Annotated in this window: 21 protein-coding genes, 1 tRNA gene and 1 pseudogene; 12 read left to right on the plus strand and 11 right to left on the minus strand. The window is 61.0% G+C overall.

Annotation, left to right across the window (positions count from 1 at the left end; all coding sequences use genetic code 11):
* Window positions 1–9: 9 nt before the first annotated feature.
* From SFY93_RS23260 to SFY93_RS23275, 4 genes are all read right to left on the minus strand, one after another.
* Window positions 10–84 (minus strand) — tRNA-Thr (locus tag SFY93_RS23260).
* A 1242-nt stretch (window positions 85–1326) separates the two neighbouring features.
* Window positions 1327–2046: an outer membrane protein gene (locus SFY93_RS23265; protein WP_089264886.1), complete on the minus strand. Its 720-nt coding sequence runs from the start codon at window positions 2044–2046 to the stop codon at window positions 1327–1329.
* A gap of 324 nt (window positions 2047–2370) precedes the next feature.
* Window positions 2371–2802 carry a hypothetical protein gene (locus tag SFY93_RS23270; RefSeq protein ID WP_414716957.1) on the minus strand — a complete coding sequence of 144 codons (432 nt, stop codon included), beginning with the start codon at window positions 2800–2802 and terminating at the stop codon, window positions 2371–2373.
* Window positions 2803–3022: 220 nt separating this feature from the next.
* Window positions 3023–3310 (minus strand): His-rich protein BRANT, encoded by a 288-nt coding sequence (locus tag SFY93_RS23275; protein WP_320444781.1) that lies wholly within the window; start codon window positions 3308–3310, stop codon window positions 3023–3025.
* Between the two features lie 293 nt (window positions 3311–3603).
* Here SFY93_RS23275 and SFY93_RS23280 point away from each other — a divergent pair, with 293 nt between their 5' ends.
* The 6 genes and pseudogenes from SFY93_RS23280 to SFY93_RS23305 all read left to right on the plus strand — a co-directional run bounded on the left by SFY93_RS23280 (window position 3604) and on the right by SFY93_RS23305 (window position 8557).
* Window positions 3604–4164 (plus strand): tetratricopeptide repeat protein, encoded by a 561-nt coding sequence (locus SFY93_RS23280; RefSeq protein WP_320444782.1) that lies wholly within the window; start codon window positions 3604–3606, stop codon window positions 4162–4164.
* 115 nt (window positions 4165–4279) lie between these two features.
* Window positions 4280–5668, plus strand: coding sequence for a serine hydrolase domain-containing protein (locus SFY93_RS23285; protein WP_320444783.1), 1389 nt, complete (start codon window positions 4280–4282; stop codon window positions 5666–5668).
* Between the two features lie 122 nt (window positions 5669–5790).
* On the plus strand, window positions 5791–6570 hold the full coding sequence (locus SFY93_RS23290) for an NAD kinase (protein WP_120286903.1): 780 nt from the start codon (window positions 5791–5793) through the stop codon (window positions 6568–6570).
* Window positions 6571–6769: 199 nt separating this feature from the next.
* A pseudogene (locus tag SFY93_RS23295) lies at window positions 6770–7312 on the plus strand (alpha/beta fold hydrolase); the annotation flags it as partial.
* A 95-nt stretch (window positions 7313–7407) separates the two neighbouring features.
* Entirely contained in the window at window positions 7408–7953 is a 546-nt protein-coding gene (locus SFY93_RS23300; RefSeq protein WP_068731951.1) for a response regulator, read from the plus strand.
* 22 nt (window positions 7954–7975) lie between these two features.
* On the plus strand, window positions 7976–8557 hold the full coding sequence (locus SFY93_RS23305) for an Hpt domain-containing protein (protein ID WP_320444784.1): 582 nt from the start codon (window positions 7976–7978) through the stop codon (window positions 8555–8557).
* Between the two features lie 145 nt (window positions 8558–8702).
* Here SFY93_RS23305 and SFY93_RS23310 read toward each other — a convergent pair whose 3' ends face one another.
* Together SFY93_RS23310 and SFY93_RS23315 are read right to left on the minus strand one after the other, a co-directional pair.
* Entirely contained in the window at window positions 8703–9875 is a 1173-nt protein-coding gene (locus tag SFY93_RS23310; protein ID WP_093762054.1) for a DUF2336 domain-containing protein, read from the minus strand.
* 296 nt (window positions 9876–10171) lie between these two features.
* Entirely contained in the window at window positions 10172–11161 is a 990-nt protein-coding gene (locus SFY93_RS23315; protein ID WP_320444785.1) for a transglycosylase SLT domain-containing protein, read from the minus strand.
* Window positions 11162–11388: 227 nt separating this feature from the next.
* Here SFY93_RS23315 and SFY93_RS23320 point away from each other — a divergent pair, with 227 nt between their 5' ends.
* Window positions 11389–12072, plus strand: a complete 684-nt coding sequence (locus tag SFY93_RS23320; protein WP_320444786.1) for a hypothetical protein — start codon at window positions 11389–11391, stop codon at window positions 12070–12072.
* A gap of 18 nt (window positions 12073–12090) precedes the next feature.
* On the opposite strand, the gene hisI is transcribed toward SFY93_RS23320, so the two are convergent.
* Both hisI and folE read right to left on the minus strand, forming a co-directional pair.
* Window positions 12091–12531: a phosphoribosyl-AMP cyclohydrolase gene (gene hisI / locus SFY93_RS23325; protein WP_231080212.1), complete on the minus strand. Its 441-nt coding sequence runs from the start codon at window positions 12529–12531 to the stop codon at window positions 12091–12093.
* Window positions 12532–12634: 103 nt separating this feature from the next.
* Window positions 12635–13357 (minus strand): GTP cyclohydrolase I FolE, encoded by a 723-nt coding sequence (gene folE, locus SFY93_RS23330; protein WP_089264896.1) that lies wholly within the window; start codon window positions 13355–13357, stop codon window positions 12635–12637.
* A gap of 487 nt (window positions 13358–13844) precedes the next feature.
* Here folE and SFY93_RS23335 point away from each other — a divergent pair, with 487 nt between their 5' ends.
* The gene (locus SFY93_RS23335; protein WP_320444787.1) at window positions 13845–14375 is read left to right on the plus strand and encodes a hypothetical protein; all 531 of its coding nucleotides are present in this window, start codon (window positions 13845–13847) and stop codon (window positions 14373–14375) included.
* Window positions 14376–14713: 338 nt separating this feature from the next.
* The gene (locus SFY93_RS23340) at window positions 14714–15178 is read left to right on the plus strand and encodes an iron-sulfur cluster assembly scaffold protein (protein ID WP_320444788.1); all 465 of its coding nucleotides are present in this window, start codon (window positions 14714–14716) and stop codon (window positions 15176–15178) included.
* 11 nt (window positions 15179–15189) lie between these two features.
* On the opposite strand, the gene SFY93_RS23345 is transcribed toward SFY93_RS23340, so the two are convergent.
* Window positions 15190–16128: a COG3904 family protein gene (locus tag SFY93_RS23345; protein WP_320444789.1), complete on the minus strand. Its 939-nt coding sequence runs from the start codon at window positions 16126–16128 to the stop codon at window positions 15190–15192.
* A 237-nt stretch (window positions 16129–16365) separates the two neighbouring features.
* Here SFY93_RS23345 and yidD point away from each other — a divergent pair, with 237 nt between their 5' ends.
* Window positions 16366–16704, plus strand: a complete 339-nt coding sequence (yidD, locus tag SFY93_RS23350) for a membrane protein insertion efficiency factor YidD (protein ID WP_320444790.1) — start codon at window positions 16366–16368, stop codon at window positions 16702–16704.
* Here yidD and SFY93_RS23355 read toward each other — a convergent pair.
* Window positions 16701–17132, minus strand: a complete 432-nt coding sequence (locus SFY93_RS23355) for a DUF3574 domain-containing protein (RefSeq protein WP_320444791.1) — start codon at window positions 17130–17132, stop codon at window positions 16701–16703. The two genes, yidD and SFY93_RS23355, sit on opposite strands and share 4 nt — an antisense overlap.
* Window positions 17133–17271: 139 nt before the next feature.
* Here SFY93_RS23355 and SFY93_RS23360 point away from each other — a divergent pair, with 139 nt between their 5' ends.
* Window positions 17272–17598, plus strand: a complete 327-nt coding sequence (locus SFY93_RS23360) for a GrlR family regulatory protein (protein WP_320444792.1) — start codon at window positions 17272–17274, stop codon at window positions 17596–17598.
* Here SFY93_RS23360 and SFY93_RS23365 read toward each other — a convergent pair.
* Window positions 17595–18719, minus strand: a complete 1125-nt coding sequence (locus SFY93_RS23365; protein WP_320447832.1) for an MFS transporter — start codon at window positions 18717–18719, stop codon at window positions 17595–17597. The two genes, SFY93_RS23360 and SFY93_RS23365, sit on opposite strands and share 4 nt — an antisense overlap.
* A 197-nt stretch (window positions 18720–18916) precedes the next feature.
* Between SFY93_RS23365 and thrS the strand changes: the two genes are divergently transcribed.
* Window positions 18917–20950: a threonine--tRNA ligase gene (gene thrS / locus SFY93_RS23370; protein WP_320444793.1), complete on the plus strand. Its 2034-nt coding sequence runs from the start codon at window positions 18917–18919 to the stop codon at window positions 20948–20950.

Below are 20950 nucleotides of genomic sequence, written 5' to 3' on the forward strand. Positions count from 1 at the left end.
CTAAATTGGTGGTGCCGGTTGAGAGGATTGAACTCCCGACCTTCGGTTTACAAAACCGCTGCTCTACCGCTGAGCTAAACCGGCAACAAGATCAATGGGTTAATTGATTGCCCAAGATCGAAATGGGACGTCCGGATCAGTCGCCTGCCCGCGTCGCGCAGTCAGATATCAGAGTTGTCCGGCAAGGGCTACTCCCGCGCGCCAAACCGGCGCATGCGCTTACAGCCATGCGTAAAGCAGCAGCAGATTGACCGCACAGGCGGCCATCAGGGCGACCGTGAGTGCCACCTGCACCCCGTCGCTGCGGATATTGTCGATCATTCTCATCGCCCGACAACCATCAAGCGATTCTGGCAAGGGAGTCTCGAACCTTATTTTTCCCGGGATTCAGGACTCGTTTACTTTCGATTCCTGGTGCGGGGGCAGCGGAGAGCTCGACTGTCTACTGCCCCGCGCTCGTCATTCCGGGGCGCGCGTCGCCGGCGAAGCCGGCAGAGCGCGAACCCGGAATCTCGAAGTGTTTTGCGCTGAACAGGTCGGGATTCCGGGTTCGCCTGCGCGAACGCGCGCAGTCGCCCCGGAATGACGAGTGCGGGGCGGCAAGACAGCACCCAAACATTTTTTCCTATATCTCGTTGACAACATCTCCATCAGGTTTATATTCCCCTTCGTGCTGCCCCACCGAGAGGGGCGATCGCGATCGTCACGTTCGCGGGGTGGGATGCGGTGGACGCCGGAGATGCGGCGTCACGCGGTTCACGGGTGACGTCTGTCTTCGGGCAGGACGGATCTGCGCCAGCACTGCCACTGGCAAGGAGACGGCTGGCCCTGGGTGGAAAGACCCCTGGACAGTGTGACGGACGACCAAGTCAAAACGCGTTCGGCTTACTCGCTTGAGGCTCCCTTCCCATCGCCTTGGGACTTTAATTCGGTGATCGGATCGTTCGCTGAGGCAAAGTGCAAGCAACCGAAAAAACACCGTATGCGGAACGTCGGGCAATCGCTCGGCGCCTCCGAAAGTCCTGATGCATTATCCTTGCGGAAGACCGCATTCGCATCAGGCCCAAGGGTGCAACGGGCACCCGGCGTTCCGCACGCCCTCTCACAAGAGGGTGGGAATGCAAGAGACGACGGCGCCCCCGCGCCGCAAATAATGGGGGCGATGACGCATGTCTGCAGAACAGTGGCTGTTTGAAATTTGGATCCGTGACGACGTAACGCGTTATCAGCGCCACACACGTAGCGGCAGGACGACACCCCCACAAACAAAAAAGGCCGGCGTGATGCCGGCCTTTCCGTCGAAGATTGAATCGGTTTCGTACTTGCTCAGTACTTGGCGACCACCGGGCCGCCCCAGCCGAAGCGATAGTTCAGGCCGGCCTTGATGGTGTGCTCGTCGTTGTTGAAGCTGGTCGAGCCGCCGGGAATGGCCGTCGAGGTGATCGTGGTGTTGCCGAAGTTGTAGTACTGATATTCGACCTTGCCCGACCAGTTCGGCGAGAACATGTATTCGAGACCGCCACCGACCGTATAGCCGTCCTTCTTGTTGCCATCGATGACAGCAACCGCGGGAGCCACAGCGGCGATGGTCAGGTTGTTGTTATCCTTCCAGGCGTAACCGCCCTTGGCGTAGAGCAGTGCCGGACCCCAGGTGTAACCGAGACGACCGGTGACCGAGCCGAGCTGATCGTTACCGCCGCCCGTGATGGTCGTGCCATTCGGGAAGACGAGGCTGGTATTGCTGCTCGCCAGCCAGCTGTACTGGGCTTCGACACCGACCACCCAGTTGGTGGCGAACTGATAGTCGAAGCCGCCCTGCACACCGCCCATGAACCGGCCGCTATCGCCGACGAGGCTGTTGCCGTCACCGAAGGCGCCGCCGAGATGGCCGCCGATGTAGAAACCGGTCCAATTGTAGACCAAAGCCGGCGCCGTATAGGCCGGGGCCTTGGTATAGGTCCGCGCCGGAAGGTCGGCAGCGAAGGCTGAAGACGAGATCGCGGCCACGGCAACGATGGCCGACGCGCTGAGCAAAAGCTTCTTCATGGTTGTTCCCCTGTGTTGCGTAATGACCATCGAAAAACAACGTGGCGGCAGTTTGGTTGCTTCACGGCAGGCGTTGCCACATCGATGTTTGCCGACTGCGACAAAGCAGCAACACTTTTGGATTTATTCATTTTCAGACGGAGCAGAAGCGCTTTTGGTTCAGTGCTCACACGAACTTGATCGGGTTTTTCAGTGTCTGGATACCCACGTCGGGCTGCGGCAATCTTGTGGCGACGTTGCGGTCAGTTGAGGGCGACAACGCCGGCATCAAGCGTACTCGCATCGAGCACCGGACAGTAGATCTAAAGAGCTGCCAACAACGCGCTACCGCGTCATCTTTTCCATTTCGGGGAACGGCGCGTAGGTGGCGCCGGCGCAGGCTTCGGTGACATTCTCGACAATGCGATCGAGGCGCTTGTCGACATAGGATACCGCCCGCTCCTGCGGCGCGGTGTAGCTGCCGTCGAAATCCTTCGCCGTATAGCGCACGCAGCTGACATAGCGCAGCCGTCCGCCGACGGTGCGTTGCACCGGCTCAGCCATCATGGCGTCACGAACGCCGACCGGATTGTTCAGATAGGTCTTGAAGAACGCCAAAAGGTCCACGCGATAATTGGTCGGAAATGGCTGGGCGGCAACGCCCTGATCATCCGTGAAGCTGATACCACCGGCGCCGCCTCCTCCGCATGCTGCAAGCCACAGCGGCAGCAGTACCGCTGCTGCCCGTCTCAAAGATATCCCCAAATGCCGTCTCATCTGTCGCGCCGTCTCAATTACGCAGGCGTGTCCCCGTCATGCCTCTCCTAGACGGTTCGCTCCGGAATTGGAATTCGCATCTCGGTGACGGACCCGCGCAAACGAACCGGCCTGCCGCACCTCAGGGATGTTATGCATCCCAGGGGATAGGTGCAGCAGGCCGGCCTTGAAACTCCGCGATCGCGGCTGGGCAATATGAGGCCGCGACCGCGGAGCCCCCTCAGCCGCGTTTGTGCACGACTGTGGTCTGGATGGCGGTGTGCTTGTGCGTGTGGCTCACGCCTAGCTTCTTGTGGAAGTGGAAATGCGGCCGCACATGGCGCTGGTGATGCCGATAGTCGTGATGACGATGGATCATCTTCGCATTGGCATTCAGCGCACCCGGCTGCACGTGACGCTCGGTCGTCACCACCTTGTGCGTCGTCACGGTGCGGCCCGGCCCGGCCGCCATCGCTGGCGCCGCGAGGATGGATGCGGCAATCACAGCTGCGGAAAACATCTTCAACATGGTCGTCTCCTGTCGGTCTCGATCACGAAGTTGACCGGTCGGTTGGCCGGGCTTGTCGATCAATGCAGTCAGACTAGCGACGCTGCCCTGAACCCACTCTGACGGCGCCGGACAGACTTCGTTCATCTCGGTGACATCCTCGTCATGATCGGCTGGGTCAGGCGTCCTGCCCCAAGTCTGCTGCCCCAAGTCTGCTCCTCATGTCGGCAAAAGCGGGAATGAACACCCACGCCCGGTGTTCACAACCTGAGACTTCCGTGTCAGATTATTGCTGTTGCAAACAGGAGCGCTGCATGACCCACCTCGCGATCAGGCTGACGACGCTGGCAATGTTTTCCGTGGCCGTTGCCGCCACGCCCTTCATGACCTCGGCCTATGCCGCAGGCGGCGATACGCCTTCCGCACCGCCGGCGTCCGACACCAAGGGCACCAAGGACAAGAAGAAGAAAACCGAAACCAGGAATCCGAACACCGAGAATACCGCGTTCCTCGCCGACTATCGTGCGGCCTATGCCACGGTCTATGACAAGCAGGACTACACGGCCGCCATCGCGCAGCTCAAAGCGCTCGGCCAGGACGATCGCGCCGATGTCGCCAATCTGATCGGTTACTCCTATCGCAAGCTCGGCGACTACAAGGTCTCGCAGATCTGGTACGAGCGCGCGCTGAAGGCCGACCCCGCTCATGTCCGCACCTGGCAGTATTACGGATTGTGGCAGGTCGAACAGGGCAACCGCGATCAGGCGCAATATCATCTCAACAAGATTGCTTCGCTGAGCGGCAAGGACTCCGCCGAATATAAATCGCTCGCTGCTGCGCTTGAAAAGGCGCCCGGCTCCGGTCCCACCTACTGATCCCATTCGCGGATCAGTCAGCCGGTGCAATCCTTCGGATTGTGCCGGCTTTGTTATGGCTGAAAGATCAGCTCATATTCGCGGCTGCGACGCTCTCCTCACATTGAGACCTCTGATGGATCCCTGGCTGAAGCCCGCACTCGACTACATCCACGACTGGCTCTCATTCCAGATGGCAACGACGCAGCAACCCGGCTGCCTCGTGGCCATCGCGCATCGCGGCAAGATCGTCGCTGAATATGCCTTCGGTCACGCCGACCTCGCGACCGGCGAGAAGCTGACGCCGCGGCATCGCTTCCGGATCGCCTCGCATTCGAAAAGCTTCACATCTGCCGGACTGATGAAGCTCCGCGAGCAACGCAAATTGCGCCTCGACGATCCCGTTGGCGACCATGTGAAAGGCCTGCATCCGCAGGTCGCTGCAACGACTATCGGACAATTACTGTCGCATAGCGCCGGCCTCACGCGCGACGGCGTCGATGCCGGGCAGTTCATCGACAGCCGCCCCTATCTCGACAAGAAGGAGCTATTGTCCGAGCTGCAGCAACCGCCCGCGATTGCGCCCGGCACGCGGCTGAAATATTCCAACCATGGCTTTGGCCTGCTCGGCCTCGTCATCGAAGCTGTCACCGGCGAGCCCTATCGCGACTGGATCAGGCGCGAGATCATTGATGCGGTCGGCCTGCGCGAGACCCAGCCCGACATGCCGCTGACAAAGGGCGCGCCCCTCGCGCAAGGTCATACGCCGCGGCTTCCGCTCGACCGCCGTCTGGTCATTCCCGGCGACACGCCGTGCCACGCCATCACGCCTGCTGCGGGCTTCGTCAGCACCGCAGCCGACGTCGCGCGCTTCTTCGCGCAGCTTGCACCCAATGCAAAGCACAGCGTGCTGTCTGCGGCGGGCCGGCGTGAGATGACGCGGCGGCACTGGCGCAATCCGCACGCAACTATCGAGAGCTATTACGGCCTCGGCACCATGAACGGCACCACCGCCGGCTGGGACTGGTTCGGACACAATGGCGGATTTCATGGCTATATCTCGCGCACCGCCGTGATCCCGGCCTGCGAGCTGACGATCTCGATTTTCACCAATGCCACCGACGGCTGGGCGCCCATCTGGGTTGATGGCGCCATGCATATCCTGCGCGCATTCGCCCAGCGCGGCGCGCCGCAAAAGCGCGTCCGCGACTGGACGGGACGCATGTGGACCTCATGGAGCGCGTTTGATCTGGTGCCCATCGGAGACCGGGTGCTGGTCGCCACGCCTCAGGCGATCAATCCCTTCATGGACGTCGCCGAGATCGAGGTGACCGGCAAGGACAAGGGCACGATCGCCGCGGCCGCGGGTTATTCCAGTTATGGGGAAGCAGTCCGGAGGGTCCGTAGCAAGACCGGGAAAGTGACCGAGGTTTGGCTCGCCGGCAGTAAATTAAGGCCCGAAAAGGCGGTCGCGGAGGAGCTGACCCGCAAATATGGAGCAACCGGGCGCCGCTCGCCCCGTTAACGATGCGGCGCTCCCTGCAGCCCGGCCGTCTCAAAGACCTGCTATCCTTTCGCTCGACAAGCCCCAGCGAGGTCGGCTAGACGACCCCGCGCAATCACGCAGCATGAGCCGGCGATCCCCTGATGAACCCGTCCAAGCGCTATGACCGGATCGCCTTCGTGGCCAGCACCAGTGCGGAAGCGCAGGCAGCGCTCGACCAGCTGACGCAGCTCTATGGCAATGCCGATCCGGAAACCGCCGATATCATCGTAGCCCTCGGCGGCGACGGATTGATGCTGAAGACGCTGCACGACTTCATGCGCACGGGCAAACCGATCTACGGCATGCATCGCGGCACCGTCGGTTTCCTGATGAACGAGTTCTCAACGCTTGATCTGCATGCGCGCCTCACCGCGGCGCGCGAGACGCTGATCAACCCGCTGCTGATGCGCGCCACGGACGTCCATGGCGGCGTGCACATCCATCACGCCATCAACGAGGTCTCGCTGTTTCGCCAGACGCATCAACTGGCGCGCCTGCGCATCCTCATCGATGAACGCGAACGGATGGCCGAACTTGCCGCCGATGGCATCCTCGTGGCGACGCCGGCCGGCTCGACCGCCTACAACCTGTCGGCGCAGGGTCCGATCCTGCCGATCAATGCCGCGCTGCTGGCGCTGACGCCGATCAGCGCGTTCCGCCCACGGCGCTGGCGCGGTGCGCTGCTTCCCAATACGGCGATCGTCGCGATCGAGGTGCTGGAAGGCGAAAAGCGCCCGGTGGCCGCCGTCGCCGACAATGAGGAAGCCCGCGATGTCCGGCGGGTCGAAATCATCTCCGACAAGTCGATCTCGATGCGCATGATGTTCGACCCCGGCCACAGCCTGGAAGAACGCATCCTGAGCGAACAGTTCGGATACTAGAATTCATCCAACTGATACCGCCGAGGGACTTATGCCGTTCGATTTCGTCCTTGTGGCAGGCCCCTTGGTCCGAGGATCAAGCTGGGAGTCGGCGGCCGAACATCTGCGGGGGGCAGGATGCCATGTCCAAGTACCGGACATATTGGCTTACCATGCCTCGCCACCTGCATAGAGCGCATGGACCCAAAGTCTTCTCGATCATATCGTGCCGAGCAGCCAACTGATTGTGGTGGGACATAGTTCTGCAAGTCATCTTGCTGTCGATCTGGCGACCAGGCTGCCCATGCGTGGTGTCATCATTGTCGATGGCGATGTGCCCCCATCGCATGGCGCAGCCTCACCCGTCAGACCCGCCTTGCACGACCACGTGAAAAACCTCGCCGGTGCCGACGGGACGCTTCCGATTTGGTCACAATGGTTTTTTGGGGATGCCCGTCGCGCATCTCTGGTTGGCATTGATATCTTGGCCAGAGATCCCGTAGCCTTCGCGCAATTCGAAAGTGAACTTCCCAAAATGCACGTCGATTGGTTCGATGACACGATCGAACTCCCGCGCTGGGATCATGTGCCTGCCGGCTTCATCCAGACTTCAACAATTTACGATCATGCAGCCGCAGAAGCTCAGCGACGCGCCTGGCCAGTTACGAGGCTAAATGGCACGCATTTGCATCCCATGCTCCGCCCCGCAGAGACCGCGGACGCGATTCTTGCAATATCGCGTCGACTTGGGACGTCCCCATAGCGGATTGGGCTCCTGCAGTGCCTCAACCATTCGTTAAGACGCGGCGCGGTATGGTTAACGTCGGGTAACGGTCCCAGCCCGGTTCGAGCCGCATCATGTTCCGTATCGACTTCAACAAGCTGCGTTTTCTGGTCTGCGACGACAATCCGCACATGCGGCGCATCCTGCGCACGCTGCTGCATTCGTTCGGCGCCCGCGAAGTCTATGAAGCCGAGGACGGCGCCACGGCGCTGGAAATGTACAGCCACTACGTGCCTGACATCGTGATCGCCGACTGGGCGATGCCGATTTTCGACGGGCTGGAACTGGCGCAGATGATCCGGCAGCCGGATTCCAAGGGCAATCCCTACGCGCCGATCATCATGCTGACCGGCCATTCCGAAAAACGACGCATCACCATGGCGCGCGATGCCGGCGTCACCGAATTTCTGGCCAAGCCGATCTCGGCCAAGGGCCTTTATCTGCGCATCATGAGCGTGGTCGCGCATCCCCGCCCCTTCATCAAGACGAAGAACTATTTCGGGCCCGACCGCCGCCGCAACACAACCGTCGCCTATATCGGACCTGAACGCCGCAACGGCGGCGAAGCCGAGGTTCTGCAGCAGCCGTCGCTGCTAGATAAAGCCCGTGTCACTGGCTAGCGCAATGTTCGGAGAAACGACCATGGCCAAGAACAAAGCGCCGGCGCCGCCGAAGGTGCAGGCTTTCGCCGATCACCAGGTCATCACGCCGCCGAACACACTGAAGCACGCGATCCGCCGCGTCATCGATCGTGAGCTCGACGATCCCGTCGCGCGCGCCGAACAGGCTCTGGCCAATCTCTCCGGCGAGTTCAAGACCTGGATGCGCAGCGAATGCGACCGCCTTGCCGCAGCACATGCCGCGATCCTGAAGAAGGGCTTCGATACGCACACCCGCGGCGAGCTGTTTCGCGCCGCTCACGACATCAAGGGCGACGCCTCGACCTTCGGCTTTCCTGCCGCTGGCGTCGCCGCCGAAAGCCTGTGCCGGATTCTCGAACACGCCCCCGATCTCGATGTGGTGCCGGCGGATCTGATCCAGCACCATATCGATGCGATCCAGGCCATCGTGCGCGAACACAACACCATCGAGAAGGCCGGCGTAGCCAACGAACTCAGCGCCCGCCTGCGTGCCGTCGCGGATGACTATTTGACGGTCGTCAATCGGGATCGGCCGGACCATCTTGAGATGATCTCGGCACCGAGCATCGTGCCGAAGGAATAGCGTCGCTCCGCAATTTCGTTTGATGCGATCGAAACACTCTCCACGTCATGGCCGGGCTTGACCCGGCCATCCATCTATTGAAATGCGCTGATGTCGAACGATGGATGCCCGGCTCAAGGCCGGGCATGACTGAGATATTCGATGCTTACGCCGCGATCAGCTGATACTCGTCGCGCGCATTCGCCTGTTCGGCCAGTTCATCGCAGAACACCCGCGCTTCCTCGCGAGCCGATTCCGTTGCGAAACGCCGCAGCAGGATCAGCAGCGGCTCGGACGCCGCTTCATCGGTCTCGCACACCGTCAACACCCGCTCGACCATGCGACGGCGCAGCCGCACGGCGCCACCAACGGAGCCGATGAAACCGATTTCATTGCGCGCAGCCAGCGCGGCGCGGAAGGCAGGGAATGTCGACTCCGGCAGGCCTGCGCGGGCAAGCAATGCGTTCAGCCCGGCACCGACGCCGTCATAGACCAGCGCGGCCACGCGGCTCTGCGGCAGGCCGGACAGCTCCACCAGCGCCTGGTCGAACAGGTCGAGATTGCCCGACAGCAGGGCGCGGAGGATCAGGCCGACGGTCAGTTGCCCGGCTTCGCGCAGGTGATGCACGAGATCGCGCATCTCGTCGCCGCGCGAACGCGAGGCAATGTTGACCGTGGAGCGCGCCATCGCCTCGTCGGCAATGCGCTCGGCACGATCCGGCGACAGCCAGTTACGCGCAACGACGAAGCGGGTCAGTGTTTCGGAGAGCTTGGCCACCAGCGCGAGACGCGTCGTGGCCGGCAGGTCGCCAAGGGCCAGCATCGCTTCGCGGATGGCGGCGAGATGACCGTGACGCTCGACGATACGGTCCCAGGAGAATTGCGCCAGTTCGGCATACGGATTTTCAATGAGTTCGAGCGCCGCAGCGGCAGAGCCGACTTCGGCAATGGCGGCGCAGATCGAAATCGGCAGATTGATGCGGCGCGCGACCGCGCATTGCAGTTCGCTGTTCCCCGTCGCGACGATGTCGACCAGATCGGCATCGATCAGCAGCGGCGAATGTTCAAGCACTGGAAGCGACACGCAGGGCTGATCCACCGACAGCGCCTGTACGATGGCCGGGGGCGCCGACGGCGCGCGGGCAAAAACCTGCGCCATGGCCTGGCGCACCAGCGGCGATGCGTCATCGAGCAGCATCAGCAGCGCGCCTTCGGCGGCGGCACGGTCGTCGTCTGAAAGATCAGAAAAAATCCAGGCCCGCGCCAAAGAGCGCGTTGCCTCTGCCCGCTCGCTGGCTGGAGCGGTCCGTACCCAACTGATGAACTGCCGAACAATCATGGTTCTGCCAGCCTACGCAACAAGATCAACACCGAAACGCGATGCCACTGTCAGAGAAAATAAACCATCCCACTTAACAAACGGTTCACCATAAGCTTATGGGTTTGTTGAGGTTTTATTAAGGGATCGGACACGCGGGGAAATCTGTGGCTCCCGGTGAATATCACACACTCCGCCCTCATCCCGAGGAGCGCGCCCTTGCGCGCGTCTCGAAGGATGGCCGCTAGCGGCGATGCCTGCCAACAGCTCATGGTTCGAGACGGCGCTGCGCGCCTCCTCACCATGAGGGGACGGAGCTAACTACTAAAAGTCCCGGCGCGATCGCTGAACAGATCGAGCGGCTTGGGCACGCCGACTTCAGGTGCTTTCGGCAGCGACGTGGACGTCAGTGACGTGCGGTTGCCCCACAATTCCTGCACGGCCGGCGACACAGGTTGCGCACGATCACCGCCCTGGAACAGCGACCGGAAAATCGGCTGTTCCTGCACGGCCGTCGATGACTGATCGGATGCAAAGCTTGCGACCTGCGCCGTGCTCAGATCCGGGAAGCGCGACAGGAACGTCGCATTGCTGGACGGCGTCAGTGGCGAGACTGCCTGCGCCGTCACCACACCAGTAGATGCCATCGCCGTCCGTGTCGCCGTGGAATTCGCAGCACTGTCATAGCGCGCCGACAGCACCGAATAGACCTGAGACACGCTGCGCGCGCTGCCGCTCTGATCGTAGAAGATTGGCCGGTTCGCTGCGGCGGCATTCGGGAACAGCGCAGCGCCCGATGCGCTCGGATTGTTCGCCGCATTGTTGATCAGCTTCGATGCACCACTGACGCCCATGAAATGCGCCATATAGAGTTCGGCATCGCTGGGGCGACGACCGATCTCGCCAGTGAGTTTGAAACTGTTGGACTGCGTCAGCACGCCGGCCATCGCTGAACTCGCGACGGGATCGTCACGCAGTTTCAGGATCTCGGCCTTCGCAGCGGGATCGCTCACCGAATAACTGCCCGACGGCGACTTGGTGACGGCGTCGGCATATTTGCCGTAGCCGAGCTGCGTGCCGGCTTCCTTCACAGTGCCGAGCCAGGTCTGCTCGATGAACTGGAACAGGCCCTTGGCCGAGGATGTGGAAGCCGTGGCCGAGGGATTGAAATTGGATTCCATCTTGGCGGTGGCGAGCAGATATTCGAAGCTCGTGCCCGTGGTGCCGGCAGCATTCTTGATCGCGCCGGTCACCTGACTGCGCGTTGACGAGAGTGCTGATGCGAGGTTGGTCGCGTCGACCGCCATAGTGTGGTGCCCCGCTGCCGCGAAATGACTACCGGGAATCGTGCCCTGCCAGCCGTGCGGAAGCCGCGGACACAGTGGGACATTCATGGTTAACGAAACGCTAAGGCGGTTTTGGCGCCCAACACCTCCATCCGTGGTTGCATATTTTACAAAGCATTAACGAGAGGGTGTTTCCGTATGTCTCTGACGGAAATTCGCTCCCGTCGGCAGCGAGAATGGAGCTCACGATGGTTGCGGTCGCAAATGCGAATTCAACGTCGACCCAACCGTGGGACAAGGCGCCCGCCGCCGTTGCACCCGCCAAGCCATCCGTCTCATCCGACAAGCCTGCATCTGCGCCGACAGCCCCTGCCGCCTTCGTATCGCTGTCAGACCGCGCCAAGGCGATTATCGAAAAGGCCAAGGCCGATCAGGCCGCGACCGAGGGACTCACCGATACATTCGACGAAATGCTGACGAAGCGGACCGACGCCCTGGCCGACCGCCTCTCCAAAGCGTTCGAGAAAATGAACATCCCGCCGGAGTATGCGACGCATATGAAGGTCGACAAATTCGGCAACGTGACTGCCGAAGGCCCCTGGAAGGCCAAGATAGAGAAGATGTTCAGCGACGATCCGGCGCTCGCCAAGGAGATGAAGGAAGTCTCGGGCCTGAATGCCCTGAAGGCGGCGCAAGCTTCGCTCGATCTCTATAATGAGCAGAAAAAATCGACCAATAGTGAAGCGAAACAGGCGGAAGCCTGGAAGAACTACAATATCCGTTCGATGAACATCCAGACCCTGTCTGGCGTCATGACCATGAAGGACGGCAAGCTCCGGTCGGCGGCCGTCGATTACATGAACATGATCGCCGATCCGACCGGCATCAACGCCGCCGAATCCCGGCAGGATTTTGCCAGCCGGCTGGCGTAACTTGAGATCAGAGCCAGTTCAGCTTCCGTAGACCGACGCCGGATCGAACACCTTGTCCGCATCGATGAACGACACCTTCGCTGCCCCACCCTCGCCCTTGGTGATCGCGCGGTAGAAACATGAGCGACGGCCGGTGTGGCAGGCGGCTCCGCCGATCTGCTCGACCTTGATCCAGATCGCATCCTGGTCGCAATCCATTCGCATCTCGACCACGCGCTGGGTCTTGCCCGAGCTCTCGCCCTTGCGCCATAGCGCCTTGCGCGAACGGCTGTAATACCAGGCATCGCCGGTTTCGATAGTGTTGCGCAGCGCCTCTTCATTCATATGCGCCACCATCAACACGTCGCCATTCGCCACGTCGGTCGTCACGACGGTAACGAGACCGGCAGCGTCGAATTTCGGCGTGAGCACGAGGCCTTCTTCGAGATCATGGCTGTGCGCGTGCGATGTATTGGACACGGGAAAATCTCTCGCTGTGGTCGTCAAACGAAAATCGGGCGCCTGATGCGCCCGATACTCTAGCAGCAAATCACGATCGTCGCGCGATCAGCGCGACGTGGGTTTAGCGCGACATGGACTGGATCATCGACATGAACCGCGCCTGCTCGGCAGGATTGTCGCGGAAATTGCCGGTGAAACGCGTGGTAAAAGTGCGTGAGCCTTCCTTGCGGATACCGCGGGCCGACATGCAGGTGTGCTCGGCCTCGACCATCACCGCAACACCGCGCGGCTTCAGCACTTCATCGACCGCGGCAGCAAGCTGCGCGGTCAGATGCTCCTGGGTCTGCAGCCGATGGCCGAAGATATCCACGAGACGCGCCAGCTTGGAGAGACCGACAACACGCTCCACCGGTGTATAGGCAATATGCGCCTTGCCGTAGAACGGCATCATGTGATGCTCGCAATGGGAGACGAAGGCCATGTCGCGGATCAGCACGAAATCGTCATAGCCCGCGGTCTCGCCGAAGGTCCGATTCAGAACCTCGGCCGGGCACTGATGATAGCCCTGGAACAGCTCGTCATAGGCCTCGACCACGCGTCGCGGGGTGTCCATGAGGCCTTCACGCTGCGGATTCTCGCCGATATAGGCGAGCAACGTCTGCACGGCCTGCTCTGCCTCGGCGCGCGAGGGCCGCAGCTGGTCGGGATTTACCGCCGCAGCCAGAAATTCGGCGGGATCGAGCTCCGCCGGCCGGAATTCCTGCACTTTGCTCTCGGCAGATCTAACTTCAGAAGATTTGCCATCCGGGGATTTGCCGCGAAGCGGCTTGATCACAGCGTCCATCTTTACTCCGTTCGACCGGCCCCACGGGAGGCCGGAGTGTCACCGGGCAGACGGGGCGGCAAGGCCGCCGGACGCCTGAGTCCGTCAATAAAACATCGTCTTGCGACAATAACACCGAGGCCGCCGAACTGAATTCTCAAATTCCGGCGATCTGGAGAACGCCCGGCGCTCTGTTGCCCAGGCTGCGCCCTATATAGTGGACCATTACGACTGTTGCCAGCCATCAGGCTACCCACTCATCACATTTAAATCGTTGGTCTTTTTCCTATTATTCCCAGCACGCGATTCAAGGGCGATGCGGGCAGTTCCCATGTGAGCCTAGGGTGATGACCCGATACTTCAGAACGGCACGGAGGAACAATCTTGGCAGCGCGCATCGCGTCAAACAGCTCCCCGCGCGACTCTTATGGAGGACGCAGGTCCGGAGGGACGTGCCAGAAACAGCGCGAACGATCCGTAACCCAGGCATTGGTTGGAGGAAAAGGCGATGGCAGCATCCTGCAAGTATGAAATCAGCATTCTGAAACACGACGAGCAAGAAATCGTTCTTGCTACTCATCATCCCGCCATCGGCGAATTAACGCGCGACAAGCTGGAGATCCTTCGTTCGAGGCTACGGGATTTTCATGGCAAGGAGCACACCCTAGCGCGGCATCGACAGCGCGAAGCAAGAGGAAAAGCCGAACCGCGGGGCAGCAGCTTTTCGGGAACAGCAGAGCATGCAACTCAGCGCAAGCAACTCTTCGTCGCTGCTATAAAACGCGTTAGCAAGGAGCTAAAGCGCCTGCAAAACTTCGAAGCGAAAAAGGAACTCGGAGAGGCCGCCAGGCGCGCATTGGCCCTGCGACGGGCACAGCAATTCTCTCGACCTCAAAATGATCTTCGCCCTGGTGAAGGAATGCGCGCCATCCCGAGCCGGCGCCGGAATATCAAGATTCCTCCTTCACGGATTGGGAGGGTGTCGCAGGCGAACAAGCGCGCGCAGGCTCGGCGAGACGTCAGCCGCGGAAGCGATTAAGCGGCGCGGCGGGATCCGAGATTCTTTTTTGTCTGTCCCAAGGACGAGCGCCGGCTGATCGGAGGCATCGAGCCTTTGGGTCTGTTCCCATCACGGATCGCATGTGATCCGATCGGCGTGCCTTCTTTCTGAAGATGTTGGGCGATCGCTAGAGTGTCCCTACACGACGGGGACGGCTGCGACGTGCAAAATCCGCGCGCCGCCAAAACATAACTGCTCACAGACCATTGAAACTGCTGATCTTTTATTTCATGGAATGGACGCTATATAGAGTCCAGTTCCTCGCGCGCCAAAGACGTGATCCCGGTGACCGATGGCACAGTTAAGGTCCGAACCAGATGCTGAACGACATCTATAACAAGCGCATCATCGAGCTCGCCGGTAACATTCCCCGGCTGGGCCGCCTCCCTGCCCCCGATGCGTCAGCCACCGCCCATTCCAAGCTTTGCGGATCGACCGTCAAGATCGATCTCATGATGGATGCCGATGTGGTCACCGACTTCGCCCATGACGTGAAGGCCTGCGCCCTGGGCCAGGCCTCGTCGTCGATCATGGCGCGTCATGTGGTGGGCTCGACCGCCGAAGAATTGCGTGCGCTGCGCGAGACCGTGCGCAAGATGCTGAAGGAAAACGGCGCACCGCCGTCGGACGGAAAGTGGGCAGATATCGCCCTGCTCGAACCGGTACGCGACTACAAGGCGCGCCACGCCTCGACGCTTCTCACATTCGATGCGGTCGTGGACGCCATCGGGCAGATCGAAGCCAAGTCAAACGCCAAGGCCAGCCAGCCGACGCCGGCGTAACGCCAGCGCGGCTATTTCCCTGACGGTGCCGATGCGACGCCGCCAGTCGGTACCGAGGCCTCGGCCGTCTTGGTCGACTTCGTCGAAGACACGACCGGCGCCGAAGCGACCGGGGTCTTTTCATTCTCCGGCCCGCTCACGAAACGATCCTGTACCGACTTCGGCACCAGTGATGCGACCGGCGCCTCCTGCTCGCGAGGCTCGGGCAACACATCATCGACACTATGGCTGGTGACCAGATTGGTCATCTTCAATTCGGCTTCCGTAAGCCGATGCAGATCGTCCCACGGCGGCACGCTGAGCGACAATGACAAGAGATCACCCGTGCCTCCCATGTCGAAGGTGTATTTGGCGAGACGGCCGATATCCCGCTCGACGATCATCAGATCGTTTGCTGTATAGCTCGCAGCCTTCGGGTCGTCGGCGCGGTCGCCCATCCAGATCTGATGGACGCGCACAAGGGATTCCTCGGCCACATAGCGGGTCTTGCCCGCCAGCAGCAGAAAAACGCACATGGATTCGCAATAAGCCTGCGGCACGACCGCCGGCTTCATGACGCCCGAGGACGATTGCAGGTCGACCGTGATACCGACTGTGGTGCGCAGACCAAGCTTGCGCCAGCGCCGGCCCATGGTGATGGCGTCATTGACCGAGCCGCCGCTGGAATCCAGCACCACTGTCGCGTCAGTCAGATCGCGGCCTTTGGAAAACTCGTCGAAATCCCTGACGGTGTCGCCGGTGACAATCCCCACCGCGCCGATCCAGCCACGGCAATTCGGCTCGCAGGCGACCCAGGTGAAGCGCATCGGGAGTTTGCGTTCTTCGAGAACGGCTGCAGCTTGGGCAGAAAACGCGACCGAAGCCAGCAGGCCGGCCGCGAGTCCTGGAAGAACGATGCAAAAGGCCGCGGCGCGAAACAGCGCCGAACTACCCGATCGAAGCGACCTCATACGTCCCAAGTCGGTTCCTTCCCCGCACTCTCATGAGCAATGGCAACGGCCCCAAACAACGCTCATGATTCTGTCACACGGGCGTTAAGTGAAAACCTAACGAGCTTCGCCGCAGCGTCCAGTTACTTTTGCTGCACTGCATGCAATAAATTGGCAGGTGTGTCTCCAATGCATAAGTAGATGGGTTCCATGCAAAGGAACCGGGCAAAACCCGGCTGATCTGATAGCAATCCGACCATGAAACATTCATCCATGTGCCCCAACTGCGCCGGTACTATTCAACGGCTGCCACGCAATGCCGGTCGCGGCATGATCTGGATATACCGCCACACGCTGTCTCCGCTGGTCGGATACAATTGCCGTCATCTCCCGACTTGCTCGGTCTATGGCGACGAAGCGATCGAGCGCTACGGATTGTGGGCCGGCGGCTGGATGACACTGGCGCGGCTGCTCCGCTGCCAGCCATGGGGCACTTCGGGTATCGATAACGTGCCGGCCAAGCTGACGCCCGATGCCCGTTGGTATACACCGTGGCGCTACGCACGCTGGCGCGGTGTCAATGACAGCGCAAACTAGAAGCTTGCGCAGACATTGCCGACCTTCGTGAGCACCGACTGCTGACTGAACTGCCGCTTATAGCTTTCCGCGATGGCAACGAGGTCGGCACGTTTCTGAGCGTCGTCGGCGAAAGTGATCAGAACGACCTTTGCCCTTTCGCGGACATCAACATTACGCACGCCGTCGCGCCACTGCCCGTCTCCATCGACGACGGTGAGACCATCGGGAAAGCGAGGCGTGATTTCCCTTGCGACGAAATTTGCAAATACAGATTCGCTGATACCAGGCCGATCGCCAATGTTGCGACCGAAGATCATCTCCGCAGAAGCCATCACACGCGACGGCGGCAGACACGCTTGCGGCAGCCATGCACAGCCGCTCATCAGCACACTGACTGTTAATGCAGCAAGGCATGCGGAGAACAGTTGGCGGATATGTCGCGGCACGCCGAACCTCAAATTATCAAAGCTATTTTTACAAAATGCCTACTGGTGGGATTGTTGAATAACATTTGATACCATAGGGTGCCGCCACTTCATCTCGCCAAATTCATCTTCACTTAACATCATTGCCCGGGGCACTCAGGTGGAAGACGGCCTATACGAAGTACATTTTCATACTATTCATGGCACCGGGACCGGCGTCGTCTATGCAATCGGCGGAAAGCTGCGCGGCGGCAACTCCGCTTTCGCCTTCATGGGCAACTATCAAAACAGAGGCGAGACCATCTCTGTCAAGGTGTCATCGAAACGCTACAACCCGGATCAGAACTTCAAGTCGGTGTTCGGCTTTGAAGGTGTCACACTGGCATTGACCGGTCGCGTCAATGGCGACCTGCTCGATTTCGAAGGCAGTGCGCTGCAATTGCCCGGCGTGCCGTTCAAGGCGCAACTGACCCGCATCTGCGACTAAGCGACACGTCCCGACATTTTACGGCTGAACACGATAGCCGCCAGTGCCGTCGTCAGGAAACCCATCGCGACAAACCCCGACGCGTAGAAGTATCCGCCGGCGAACAGCGCGCCACCGATGCCCGATCCAATCGCCTGGCCGACATAGAGCATCGATGTATTGAGCGACACCGATGCTGCTCCGGCCGACGGTGCCGCCATGATCAAGCGGACCTGCTGCATCGACGTGATGGCGCCGAAGCCGAGCCCCCAGATCGCGACGCCGAGCGCCATTACGGGCAGATGGCCTGCGCCGAGCGTCCAGACCGTCATGCCAGCCAACACCAGCGATGTCGATAGAATGGAGGTCCTCAGCGGCCCCCAGCTATCGACAATCCGCGTCGCCGTCATGATGCCGAGAAAACCGCAGACGCCGTAGATCGCGAAGACGGATGCCGCTGCGTCGTGCCCTGCGCCCGCGAGACGTTCGAGCAGCGGCGCCATGAAGGTGAAGATCGAGAACTGCCCGGCGATCTGCAGCATGGTGATCGACAGCAACAACAGCACGAGCCGGTTGCGCGCCAGCGACGACCATGTGCTGAGATCGACAGTGGCGCCGAACAGCCCGCGCGGAATCCGCCACACCAGCAACACGAGACTGATGCAACTCATTACGCCGACGCAGCCATAGACCTCGCGCCAGCCGAAGCGGCTGGCGATGAACGTCACCAGCGGCAGACCGACCGCAGCAGCAAGGGTCCAACCGAGAAAGACGTAAGCGACGCTGCTGCCCCGCTTCTCCCGCGGCACCAGCATGCCGACCACGCCTGCCGCCTGCGGAGTATACGGTGCCGCAGCGATGCACATCACCAGGCGGATAGCGAGCAGCACCGCATAGTTGGGCGCAAGGGCCGAAGCGAGATTGCACACGGCCACGACCGCGATGACGCCGATCAACATGTGCCGTCGCTCGATCCGGCTGGTCAGCCACGACATCAGCGGCGAGCAGATGCACAGCATCACTGCGCCGAAGGTGATGAGCAGTCCCGCTTCGCGGATCGTGACGCCGAGGCCTGCCGACAATTCACCCGGCATCGCCGTCGGCCCCAGCAGACCGATGCCGGTGACGAAATTGCCGATCATGAGTGCGGTGGGCGCGTAAGGGCGGGAAACTGTCAAGATATCGCATCTTATGGATGCAACTGCATGCAAGTCAAACCTGCAAGCCAAGCGTGCAAATCAGGTCAGCCAGACTGGTGTTGCAACGCCCGAATCGGCTGCTATACCGCTCGTCCGCTTACCTGCGCCCGTGTGCAGGAGTGAGCCACAGGAGAGAAGACATGACTGAGAATGAAGGCTCGGGATTCAAGTTCGGCCTCGCCAACCTCACCCCCGCCGAAACCAACAACATCACCGTGACTTTCCCGGACGGCGCCAAGCGCGAATTCGCCAGGGGCACGACCGGTTTCGAGATCGCCAAGGGCATCTCGCCGTCGCTGGCCAAGCGCACCGTTGCTATGGCGCTGGACGGCACCGTCTCGGATCTCTCCGATCCGATCGACGCCGACGCCAAGATCGATTTCATCAACCGCGACGACCCCCGCGCGCTGGAGCTGATCCGGCACGACGCGGCGCACGTGCTCGCCGAAGCCGTGCAGACGCTGTGGCCGGGCACCCAGGTGACCATCGGTCCGGTAATCGAGAACGGTTTCTATTACGACTTCTTCCGCAACGAGCCATTCACGCCCGAGGACTTCGGCGCGATCGAGAAGAAAATGCGCGAGATCATCGCGCGCGACAAACCGTTCACCAAGGACGTCTGGGATCGCGAAAAGACCAAGCAGGTGTTCCGCGACAAGGGCGAAGCCTTCAAGGTCGAGCTGGTCGACGCCATTCCCGGCAACGAGCCGATCAAGATCTACTACCAGGGCGACTGGTTCGACCTGTGTCGTGGGCCACATATGACCTCGGTCGGCAAGGTCGGCAACGCCTTCAAACTGATGAAGGTGGCCGGCGCCTATTGGCGTGGCGACAGCAACAATCCGATGCTGACGCGGATCTACGGCACCGCCTTCGCCAAGCAGGAAGACCTCGACGCATACCTCAAGCAGATCGAGGAAGCGGAGAAGCGCGACCACCGTAAACTGGGCCGCGAACTCGACCTCTTCCACTTCCAGGAAGAAGGCCCGGGCGTCGTGTTCTGGCACCCCAAGGGCTGGACCATCTTCCAGACGCTGATCGCCTATATGCGGCGTCGCCTCAATGGCGACTACAGCGAAGTCAATGCGCCGCAGATCCTCGACAAGGTCCTGTGGGAGACCTCAGGCCACTGGGAATGGTACCGCGAGAACATGTTCGCAGCGCAATCCGCTGGCGATGAGGCCGAGGACAAGCGCTGGTTCGCATTGAAACCGATGAACTGCCCCGGCCATGTGCAGATATTCAAGCACGGGTTGAAGAGTTACCGCGACCTGCCGCTGCGCCTCGCCGAATTTGGCGTCGTGCATCGCTATGAGCCGTCGGGCGCCATGCACGGCTTGATGCGCGTGCGCGGCTTCACCCAGGACGACGCCCATGTGTTCTGCACCGAGGCCCAACTCGCCGACGAATGTCTCAAGATCAACGACCTGATCCTGTCGACCTATTCGGATTTCGGCTTCGGCGACATCGTCGTCAAGCTGTCGACCCGGCCGGAGAAGCGCGTCGGTACCGATGAGATGTGGGATCACGCCGAGCGCGTGATGGCCACCGTGCTGTCGGTGATCGAGAGCCAGTCCGGCGGCCGCATCAAGACCGAGATCAGCCCCGGCGAAGGCGCGTTCTACGGACCGAAGTTCGAATATGTGCTGCGCGACGCCATCGGCCGTGACTGGCAGTGTGGCACCACGCAGGTCGACTTCAACCTGCCGGAACGTTTCGGTGCGTTCTATATCGACGCCGACGGATCGAAGAAGGCGCCCGTCATGGTGCATCGCGCGATCTGCGGTTCGATGGAGCGCTTCATCGGTATCCTGATCGAGCACTTCGCCGGCAACTTCCCGCTCTGGCTGTCGCCGGTGCAGGTGGTGGTCACCACGATCACCTCGGAAGGCGATGAATACGCCAAGGTCGTCGCCGCGGCCGCGCGCAAGGCTGGCCTCCGCGTCGAGATCGATCTGCGCAACGAAAAGATCAACTACAAGGTCCGCGAACACTCGCTGGCCAAGATCCCTGCTCTGCTCGTCGTCGGCAAGAAGGAAGCCGAAACCGGCCAGGTCTCGGTGCGTCGTCTCGGCAGCGATGGCCAGAAGGTGAGTTCGCTCGAAGAAGCCCTTGCCGCGCTGGTCGATGAGGCGACACCGCCCGACGTGAAGCGCACACTGGCAGAGGGCTGA

Origin of the sequence: Tardiphaga sp. 42S5 (assembly GCF_034044155.1) — a bacterium.
Classification (GTDB): domain Bacteria; phylum Pseudomonadota; class Alphaproteobacteria; order Rhizobiales; family Xanthobacteraceae; genus Tardiphaga; species Tardiphaga robiniae.

Coding starts and splice junctions, on each gene's coding strand:
- SFY93_RS23265 (WP_089264886.1), bottom strand. CDS start 2,046: ATGAAGAAGCTTTTGCTCAGCGCGTCGGCCATCGTTGCCGTGGCCGCG.
- SFY93_RS23270 (WP_414716957.1), bottom strand. CDS start 2,802: ATGAGACGGCATTTGGGGATATCTTTGAGACGGGCAGCAGCGGTACTG.
- SFY93_RS23275 (WP_320444781.1), bottom strand. CDS start 3,310: ATGTTGAAGATGTTTTCCGCAGCTGTGATTGCCGCATCCATCCTCGCG.
- SFY93_RS23280 (WP_320444782.1), top strand. CDS start 3,604: ATGACCCACCTCGCGATCAGGCTGACGACGCTGGCAATGTTTTCCGTG.
- SFY93_RS23285 (WP_320444783.1), top strand. CDS start 4,280: ATGGATCCCTGGCTGAAGCCCGCACTCGACTACATCCACGACTGGCTC.
- SFY93_RS23290 (WP_120286903.1), top strand. CDS start 5,791: ATGAACCCGTCCAAGCGCTATGACCGGATCGCCTTCGTGGCCAGCACC.
- SFY93_RS23300 (WP_068731951.1), top strand. CDS start 7,408: ATGTTCCGTATCGACTTCAACAAGCTGCGTTTTCTGGTCTGCGACGAC.
- SFY93_RS23305 (WP_320444784.1), top strand. CDS start 7,976: ATGGCCAAGAACAAAGCGCCGGCGCCGCCGAAGGTGCAGGCTTTCGCC.
- SFY93_RS23310 (WP_093762054.1), bottom strand. CDS start 9,875: ATGATTGTTCGGCAGTTCATCAGTTGGGTACGGACCGCTCCAGCCAGC.
- SFY93_RS23315 (WP_320444785.1), bottom strand. CDS start 11,161: ATGGCGGTCGACGCGACCAACCTCGCATCAGCACTCTCGTCAACGCGC.
- SFY93_RS23320 (WP_320444786.1), top strand. CDS start 11,389: ATGGTTGCGGTCGCAAATGCGAATTCAACGTCGACCCAACCGTGGGAC.
- folE (WP_089264896.1), bottom strand. CDS start 13,357: ATGGACGCTGTGATCAAGCCGCTTCGCGGCAAATCCCCGGATGGCAAA.
- SFY93_RS23335 (WP_320444787.1), top strand. CDS start 13,845: ATGGCAGCATCCTGCAAGTATGAAATCAGCATTCTGAAACACGACGAG.
- SFY93_RS23340 (WP_320444788.1), top strand. CDS start 14,714: ATGCTGAACGACATCTATAACAAGCGCATCATCGAGCTCGCCGGTAAC.
- SFY93_RS23345 (WP_320444789.1), bottom strand. CDS start 16,128: ATGAGGTCGCTTCGATCGGGTAGTTCGGCGCTGTTTCGCGCCGCGGCC.
- yidD (WP_320444790.1), top strand. CDS start 16,366: ATGAAACATTCATCCATGTGCCCCAACTGCGCCGGTACTATTCAACGG.
- SFY93_RS23365 (WP_320447832.1), bottom strand. CDS start 18,719: ATGATCGGCAATTTCGTCACCGGCATCGGTCTGCTGGGGCCGACGGCG.
- thrS (WP_320444793.1), top strand. CDS start 18,917: ATGACTGAGAATGAAGGCTCGGGATTCAAGTTCGGCCTCGCCAACCTC.